General features: G+C 43.1%; 9 protein-coding genes and 1 pseudogene. 9 read left to right on the top strand and 1 reads right to left on the bottom strand.

What is annotated here, in order from left to right:
• From ACK5MF_RS06040 to hepT, 9 genes and pseudogenes are all read left to right on the top strand, one after another.
• Window positions 1-212: pseudogene (locus ACK5MF_RS06040) on the top strand (hypothetical protein); the annotation flags it as partial.
• Between the two features lie 329 nt (window positions 213-541).
• Window positions 542-1,507, top strand: coding sequence for an LPP20 family lipoprotein (locus ACK5MF_RS06035; RefSeq protein ID WP_416920336.1), 966 nt, complete (start codon window positions 542-544; stop codon window positions 1,505-1,507).
• Window positions 1,508-1,537: 30 nt separating this feature from the next.
• Window positions 1,538-2,557, top strand: a complete 1,020-nt coding sequence (locus ACK5MF_RS06030) for a hypothetical protein (protein ID WP_416920334.1) — start codon at window positions 1,538-1,540, stop codon at window positions 2,555-2,557.
• A 3-nt stretch (window positions 2,558-2,560) separates the two neighbouring features.
• The gene (locus tag ACK5MF_RS06025; RefSeq protein ID WP_416920333.1) at window positions 2,561-3,160 is read left to right on the top strand and encodes a hypothetical protein; all 600 of its coding nucleotides are present in this window, start codon (window positions 2,561-2,563) and stop codon (window positions 3,158-3,160) included.
• 90 nt (window positions 3,161-3,250) lie between these two features.
• Window positions 3,251-4,777, top strand: a complete 1,527-nt coding sequence (locus ACK5MF_RS06020; protein ID WP_416920331.1) for a transglycosylase SLT domain-containing protein — start codon at window positions 3,251-3,253, stop codon at window positions 4,775-4,777.
• Window positions 4,778-4,795: 18 nt separating this feature from the next.
• A complete protein-coding gene (locus tag ACK5MF_RS06015) occupies window positions 4,796-4,966 on the top strand; it encodes a hypothetical protein (protein ID WP_416920329.1) in 171 nt (56 codons plus the stop codon).
• Between the two features lies 1 nt (window position 4,967).
• Window positions 4,968-5,744 carry an ETEC_3214 domain-containing protein gene (locus ACK5MF_RS06010; RefSeq protein WP_416920327.1) on the top strand — a complete coding sequence of 259 codons (777 nt, stop codon included), beginning with the start codon at window positions 4,968-4,970 and terminating at the stop codon, window positions 5,742-5,744.
• A 161-nt stretch (window positions 5,745-5,905) separates the two neighbouring features.
• Window positions 5,906-6,310 (top strand): type VII toxin-antitoxin system MntA family adenylyltransferase antitoxin, encoded by a 405-nt coding sequence (gene mntA, locus ACK5MF_RS06005; protein ID WP_416920325.1) that lies wholly within the window; start codon window positions 5,906-5,908, stop codon window positions 6,308-6,310.
• A 10-nt stretch (window positions 6,311-6,320) separates the two neighbouring features.
• Window positions 6,321-6,683, top strand: a complete 363-nt coding sequence (gene hepT, locus ACK5MF_RS06000) for a type VII toxin-antitoxin system HepT family RNase toxin (RefSeq protein ID WP_416920323.1) — start codon at window positions 6,321-6,323, stop codon at window positions 6,681-6,683.
• A 127-nt stretch (window positions 6,684-6,810) separates the two neighbouring features.
• Here the strand turns inward: hepT and ACK5MF_RS05995 are convergent, their stop codons facing one another.
• Window positions 6,811-7,104 carry a GIY-YIG nuclease family protein gene (locus ACK5MF_RS05995; protein ID WP_416920321.1) on the bottom strand — a complete coding sequence of 98 codons (294 nt, stop codon included), beginning with the start codon at window positions 7,102-7,104 and terminating at the stop codon, window positions 6,811-6,813.
• Window positions 7,105-7,344: the final 240 nt, after the last annotated feature.

Below are 7,344 nucleotides of genomic sequence, written 5' to 3'. Positions count from 1 at the left end.
TTTGGATAGTTGGTTTTGAAGCAGAAAGACAGAATCAGCACTATAGATATCAGGCTAACTCACTAAAAACAAAGAGGGTTTTATCATTCCTTAGCTTGGCGAAGAATATTTTAAAAGACACGCCTTTGAGGCGTGTACTTCAATGGTTTCGAAATGGAGTGGCCGCTTTATCGATAGGTTACCCTTCAATAATAAGTCGACCACTCCAATAAATGGGGATCCCTCAGTGCCTTCGCAGGAATGACGAAAAAACGAGCAGGAATAACAAAAAACGAGCAGGAACGGCTCTTTGTTATGTCAACTCCATGTCAGCAAAACATCAAACCAAACCATTCAAGCCTAAAAAACATTCCCTAAACGTACACAATCGAACAAAAAACAATCAAATATAGACCATTTGCAAACTTTTTGAGACAAAAACCTGATCGTTGTCATAGAAATGTGAACTTATACCAAAAAATAAATTTATATCCAAAACAATAACTATAAGATATGAGCCTACACATATAGATAAATAACGGTAATCATATTAATGCTGTCAATGAACAAGATAATTCTTGTGTGCTCACTGAGTTTCACATTATTGGCTTGTCAATCAACAAGTGCTCCTGATTGGTATAACGCTCCTCCAACCAATGATCCTGCTTATCTTGTTTCTGTCGGACAAGGGCGCAGCTTAGATCAAGCAAAGAAATCCGCACTTAGCCAAATCAATGCTCAGCTTTGGACTCAAATTGATTCTACCTTTGCCTCGCGCGATGTTTATCAAACTCAAAATGCCAACTCTTCATCCAGTTCACTGGTCGACAACAAGATCAACAGCAAAACAGCGACGGTGACCTTTACCGATATCGAATACCCGCTAGTGGATAAAAACGATATTGGTTATTACGTACAAGCGAAAGTGAAGCGCGAATCGGTGATCAACCAGCTACAAACGGACATTCGCCAAACCAATACCAGAGCCGAACAGCAGATAGCAAAGTTTCAGCATCAGGATCAGCTTATTTGGTGGCTTGAAAACCGCGAGCTCACCAATCAGGCTGAGTTGATTTCCGTGCGACAGGCAATGTTGCAATCGATGAATGTCGCTGACATACCTGCGGCACCTTCGGTAACGGCACTGATAAGCAAAATCGCTGAAGTTCAGTCCCATTTGGTTATCCGTTTCATCCATTCAAGCTCAGATCAAAAATCCGCACAACTTCTTGCCGACCAGTTTTCAACAGAACGACTTAAAACAACAGCGAAAAACTCATCGCAAGTCACGCACATTTTACGTATGGACACCGAACTCAGACAAAGCAGAGTGGGTAATGCCTACGTATCGACGCAATTAACGACCCTCAAACTCCAAGGTCGTAAAGGAAATACATTAGCGAGCAATGAAATCATCTCTAGTGGAAATTCCCTATCTAATTACGCGCTATCAAAAGAAGGTGCACAACGACATTTCTCTGAAATCGTCGGAAACCAGGGGCTTTGGAACTCCCTTGGAATTAAATAACTAAAATACAACAATATGGAGTTGTCTATTATGTTTAAACAAAGTGCGGTGGCGCTAGGATTAACTACGCTATTATCAGGCTGTATGATGACTGGGCCAGATAAGATTTGTACACCAGATACAGTAGTGAATATTCCTCAGGCAGAAGTCCCAGCGAAAAACAGTGAAGAGATCAAAGTGATCGTACTGCCTGTTGATCTTGATTTTAAAGACAGTGCAAAGAACAAACTACAGTCTGTGGTTCGTAATGCGCTTGAAACACATGTGACTGATACCGGTACTCAACTTGTCGATCGCAAGATCGCCAACAAGCTGACCAAAGAAATTAAACTTGCTGAGCAAAGTGGTCGTTACAACACCAAAGGCGTGCCAATTGCCGATTACGCAGTTATCACAGAAATCACCAGCAGCGATCTGTCATACAAACATACCGAAGCACATACCGCGACCAACCTACTCACTGGCAAAGATATGTTTGTTCCGGCACGTTGTAAGTTTGATGTTGATTTTACCGCAGTGGCTAAAATCGTCACCTTACCAGACATGGCACTGGTTAAACGTATCGAGCTGAAAGGCGACGAGTCAATGACAACAGATACCAATAAATCTGATTGCCCAATCTCGAACGCGACTTACGAAGGTTTAGCAAGTAAAGCTGCCGCAGAAGCGGTCAACTACAGTTCTGAGCTTAAATCGCTACTGGCGGCAAGTGCTCCAATTATGGAACTTCGTCAATGTGAAGCAGGCAGCATGGTTAAAATTGCTATCGGCTCAGATAAGAACGTGCAGCCAAATGCCAAAGTTGCTTTCTCTAAAATCCTGAAAAACAGTGAAGGTGAGCTGGAAACATTTGCGGTTGGTGAAGGTACCGTGGTCAACATCCCTGATCATGGCATCAAAGCGAAATACTCTTGGGTTGGCATTGACGAAGAAACCGCACTTAAAGTGCAAAAAGGTGATGCAGCGAAACTGGTACATGATTCAGCATGTTCAGGCTTACTTGACCTTGAATGCCACACACAAGAAACCATGAAGAAAGCAGGACTATAAACCATGAAAAAGGCTCTACTATTAGCGGCGATTGTGGCTTCTGTTTCAGCGTGTTCAAGCAATCAAACCGTTGAACAAGCGCAGCAATTTGCGCAATGCACTTTCCCTGACGCACCAACCACTGAAGCTCCAGCATGGATCTGTGACGTAATGCCAACAGATTTAGCCGCAGGCGCAATGGGTTATGCGAAGAAAAGCGCAGCGGGCATGAGCGTAATGCGCAAAGTGGCCATCAACGATGCTCGTGTACAACTTGCCTCTCAGTTCCAAACTGATGTGAACAACATGTTCAAGCAAGCAGTAGAAAGCTCAGTAAGCACTTCGACTACCGAAGGTGAAATCGAAAACGTGATGGAAACGTTTGAGAACGTCACTAAAAACGTGGTAACTCGTAGCCTATCTAACAGCAAACTGATTGTGAGCCAAGTCAGCCCTACTGGCGGCTTATACGTTCTGGTTGGTATGGATAAAGAAGCCTACCAGGCAAACGTCAACCAAGTAGTTGATAGCGCTTCAAAAGAAGAAAGCTTATGGAAGCAGTTCAATAGTGAAAAAGCGGCTGAAGATTTAACCAGCGCCCTTAACTCGTTGAAAACGATGTAAGCATTGAAATCTATGTAAGTACTAAGATTTATGTAAGTAAACTTAACAGGGAAGCCTCGCTTCCCTGCTCTCCTTGGCTAGGAAATCTGCATGCGCTTATTCAAAAAAACAACCATTGCCCTTTCACTCATCTCCTTTTATAGCTTAGCTTTTACCACCCACGCTTATGCAACGGACACTTATACAAAAAGTAGCGACAGTGCTTTTGCCGAGCTCGATCAAGCAACAAAAAAAGCGAATCGTTCTCAAGATGAGATCAACCAAGAGTTCATTGGCTATATCAACCAACGCTTAGATGAATATGAACAGTGGCGCGAAGACTATACAAAAGATTTAGACGAGCAAAGACAAGCACTCATCAATCAATGGGGCAGCGCTGAGATCTCTGACAAAGCAACGGATGTTGAATACAGCTCAGACAACACAGTGAAGAAAGTTATCGACTACGATAACAATACCGCCACGGTTTCAGTGTTGGTTGATTCCTCTGTCTCTGAAGATCAAGCGAAACAACAGTTGACCAATACCCAACTGCCTGACGGAGCCACTTTTGATGTCAGCAACGCACAGGTGACAGAAGAAGCGGTTGATTACTCGCCACAACGCGAAGATCAGGAAAAATCATTTATTGTTGCGCAAACGCAGCAACAAATGAACGAATACGACGTGCAGGCTGAACGCTTAATCGCGGCCAACACCGGCATACCGGACGACTTTATCTATCAAAGAGCCTACGGTAAAAAAATGGCGCTGATCGATGAAGCCAAAAAGCGTATGGCAGTGATCAACAAACTGTATCAATCCAAGCGTGAAGAGTTAGGCATGGTTTCTGTGGCGGATTCACAAGCATCGGGCTTGCCGCAATCATCAGTTGCAGAGCAAAAGCCAACAACTGCTCTGCTAACAGAGAAGCCCCTAACAGAGAAGCGACCAGCAAAAGAGAAATCAACTGAAGCATTGATACAAGAAACGCCGCTCGAAACGCCTGCTGCAAATGCGACTGTAGCTCAAACCGCACCTAAGAAAGTCATTAGCTACAAAATCAATTTGCCAAACAACAGCCTTGCTAAGCGAGCAAGTGAATATCAGCCAATGGCATTGCAAGAAAGTGACAAATGGTCTGTCGACCCTGCGCTGGTCATGGCGATTATGCATAGTGAATCGGCATTCCGCCCTGATGCAAAATCTCACGTTCCTGCATTCGGTTTGATGCAAATCGTGCCCTCTTCAGCAGGGCGAGATGTCAACAAACAAGTACGTAATATTGATGCACCCATGGCAGTGGCCGATCTGTATCAGCCGCCAGTCAATGTGGAAACGGGCACCGCTTACTTACACATACTGAACTCTAAGTATTTAAAAAATATTGAAAATGACCAAAGCCGTTTGTACTGCACCATCGCAGCTTACAACACCGGCGCAGGTAACGTAGCGCGAGCGTTTAATTCAAACCGCTCAACCAACATCAATACCGCCGCAGAAAAGATTAATGACATGACGCCAGAGCAAGTCTACACACAATTAATCAATAACCTGCCTTACGACGAAACGAAGAACTATTTAAAGAAAGTTTCTTCACGGATGGCGCTCTATCAGGCAGAAAAACCGAAAATTTAGAAAGAGGCTGAGTGAACTATGTTACGTATTATTTCGTTATTACTTGTCGTTTCAGGTATCTACATCGGCATGCAATACAAAGAACCCATCTTGGAACTGCTGGGGCAGGATTCATTAGATCATGTGGAAGACGTATTAAAAGATGGCAAACAAGCTATCGTCGATAAATTAGAACAAGTGCAGGGTTAACATGTCGCAAACAGAACAAATTATTGATGAGTCAAACTCAGCAGCAAAAAGTGGCGAAAAAGCGTCACTAAAAGAGCACTGGGGACGAGCCATTGCACTGGTGTCGATTGTCGCCATTGCGCTCGGTAGCTTTAATGACAGTACCGATGCATTAGAGAAAATCTATGATTTCTCTCTTTCTCAGTTCACCGATATTCCGTCGCAGGAAAAGCTCGCGAAAATTTACGTGCGCGCATCCGCCGACGTATTAGACGAAGCGCTTGGCGCACCGGTCTATATCAAACGCTCTACCGATGGCGATTTGATCAAATATTACCTGGATAAACGCTTTGTTTTATCTGCGGTCATTAAAGATGACGCGATTGCTGCCTATCTTATTTTCCCAAATCAAGGCTTTATGCCAGACACGTCACTTTCCGCAGGTGGCAGTGATTTACTGACCACACCGATTGCCGATCAAGAAGAAGTCAGCGACTTACGCGCATCGCTATCGCGAATTCTGACTTACTATATCGAAGAAAATGCCGGTGGTGAGTTTACTAACCTGTATACATCCGTTAGTGGCTACTCTGAATTTGAGCAACAACTCGGCAACACCCAGCATAAATTACTGGAAACCTTGGTCGACAAACTCACCCTTGGCGACGATGTGACAGAATCGGCACAAGCACTACGCCAAACGCTGACACCTAACTTCTACGGTTACAGCTCTTTGGGATTATCTGCGTTAGAAGATGCCATTTTGACTAAATCAGAGTTTCAGTTGATTAGCCATTAAGCTGTTAATTCAAAAACACCCCTACCAGCCTTCCCTTGCCAAAAGGGAGGACTGGTTCTCCTTCCTTCAACTCAGAGGGAGAGTCACATTATGCACTTCAACTAGCCAACCCCTATCCAACGCTTTACAATCACTATAACCCAATCATTTAGAAACTCAGCATGAACATAAGTATTGCTCAGATAGTCGAGACATTAGAACACGTTGTCGGCAAAGATATCGAACTGGCCTATCTGTTTGGTTCTCATGCGATAAATAGAGCAAATAAGCATAGTGATATTGATATAGCTATCCTCCCCCATGCACCAGTAACAGCAGAAACAATCTGGCAATGGGCTCAACATATGGCTGCACAATTAGGCAAAGATGTTGACTTAATCAATCTCATGGATTGCAACACCGTACTCCGTATGCAAATTGTTCAGGAAGGCCAATTATTGTTGGATCGCAATAATAAAGCGCCGTCATTCGAAACAGATACCTATAGAATGTACCAGGATTTACAATTTAGCAGGCAAGGCAACCTTGATGCATTCAAACAACGTTGGATAGAAACAAACCGTTAAGGAAACATTTATGGATGACGTGATTATCAATAAAATATCTATCATCGAACGCTGTTTAAAACGTATTGCAGAGGAATATCAAAACGATCACGAGGAGTTAAGAAGAAACGTCACAAAGCAAGACTCAGTGATCCTGAACCTACAACGTTTATGTGAAGCCTCAATTGATATCGCTAACCGTTACCTAAAATTAAACAACGGTCCTATCCCGCAAAGCAGCCGAGATTCATTTGTACAATTAGAAAGAATGCAGGCATTAAGTCCTCAACTATCAAACTCGATGCAAAAAATGGTGGGATTACGCAATATCGCGGTGCATGACTACCAAAATCTCAATTTGGGTATTGTGATTGCCGTTTTAGATAATCATTAAAACGACTTTATAGCATTCGTTAGAGAAGTAGTCACTTCAATGGAAGCCTGAGACCAGTTGTTCCGTATTCCATCACCAGAATCAAACCTAGGGAACTGATTATAAATCACCCACGTCATATGGCAGGTTAAATACTGCTTGATAGGTCAAGCCAACCACGATTAAAACTAGAAATTAACTTGTTTTTCCATGCCCTTTTCCATCGTTTTAGTTGCTTTTCTCTAACAATCGCGCTTTCCATGTTGTCATGTACTTCATAATAAACAAGATAATGAACTCGGTATCGTTGAGTAAAACCCTCAACAAATCCATTTTTATGCTGCCAAATTCGCTTAGGCAAACAACTGGTAACACCGATATACACAGTATTCTTATTACTGGAAGAAAGAATATAAACACATGGCTGCTTGTCAGAAATCACAAAAATTACCTCTATTTCTCATCATTCGGCACCACTCGTCACGGCTACACTTCTACAGTCAGTCGCCCCTGCTGATTTTTCACCATTCCTGCTTATTTTTTCATCGCTCCTGCTTGTTTTTTCATCGCTCCTGCTTATTTTTTCGTCATTCCTGCGAAGGCAGGAATCTGAACTCCACCACATGGACAAGAACCAGATCCCGGATAAATGCTACGCATTTTCCAGGATGACGCCAGTGAG

Source organism: Vibrio sp. (genome assembly GCF_047973365.1).
Lineage (GTDB): Bacteria > Pseudomonadota > Gammaproteobacteria > Enterobacterales > Vibrionaceae > Vibrio.
The sequence above is the reverse complement of the archived record's forward strand: the minus strand, read 5'-3'. Positions and strand labels throughout refer to the sequence as shown.

Bases quoted from the DNA above. Each gene is read 5' to 3' on its own strand.
- mntA (WP_416920325.1), top strand. From the start codon at position 5,906: ATGAACATAAGTATTGCTCAGATAGTCGAGACATTAGAACACGTTGTC.
- ACK5MF_RS06025 (WP_416920333.1), top strand. From the start codon at position 2,561: ATGAAAAAGGCTCTACTATTAGCGGCGATTGTGGCTTCTGTTTCAGCG.
- ACK5MF_RS06015 (WP_416920329.1), top strand. From the start codon at position 4,796: ATGTTACGTATTATTTCGTTATTACTTGTCGTTTCAGGTATCTACATC.
- ACK5MF_RS06035 (WP_416920336.1), top strand. From the start codon at position 542: ATGAACAAGATAATTCTTGTGTGCTCACTGAGTTTCACATTATTGGCT.
- ACK5MF_RS06020 (WP_416920331.1), top strand. From the start codon at position 3,251: ATGCGCTTATTCAAAAAAACAACCATTGCCCTTTCACTCATCTCCTTT.
- hepT (WP_416920323.1), top strand. From the start codon at position 6,321: ATGGATGACGTGATTATCAATAAAATATCTATCATCGAACGCTGTTTA.
- ACK5MF_RS06010 (WP_416920327.1), top strand. From the start codon at position 4,968: ATGTCGCAAACAGAACAAATTATTGATGAGTCAAACTCAGCAGCAAAA.
- ACK5MF_RS06030 (WP_416920334.1), top strand. From the start codon at position 1,538: ATGTTTAAACAAAGTGCGGTGGCGCTAGGATTAACTACGCTATTATCA.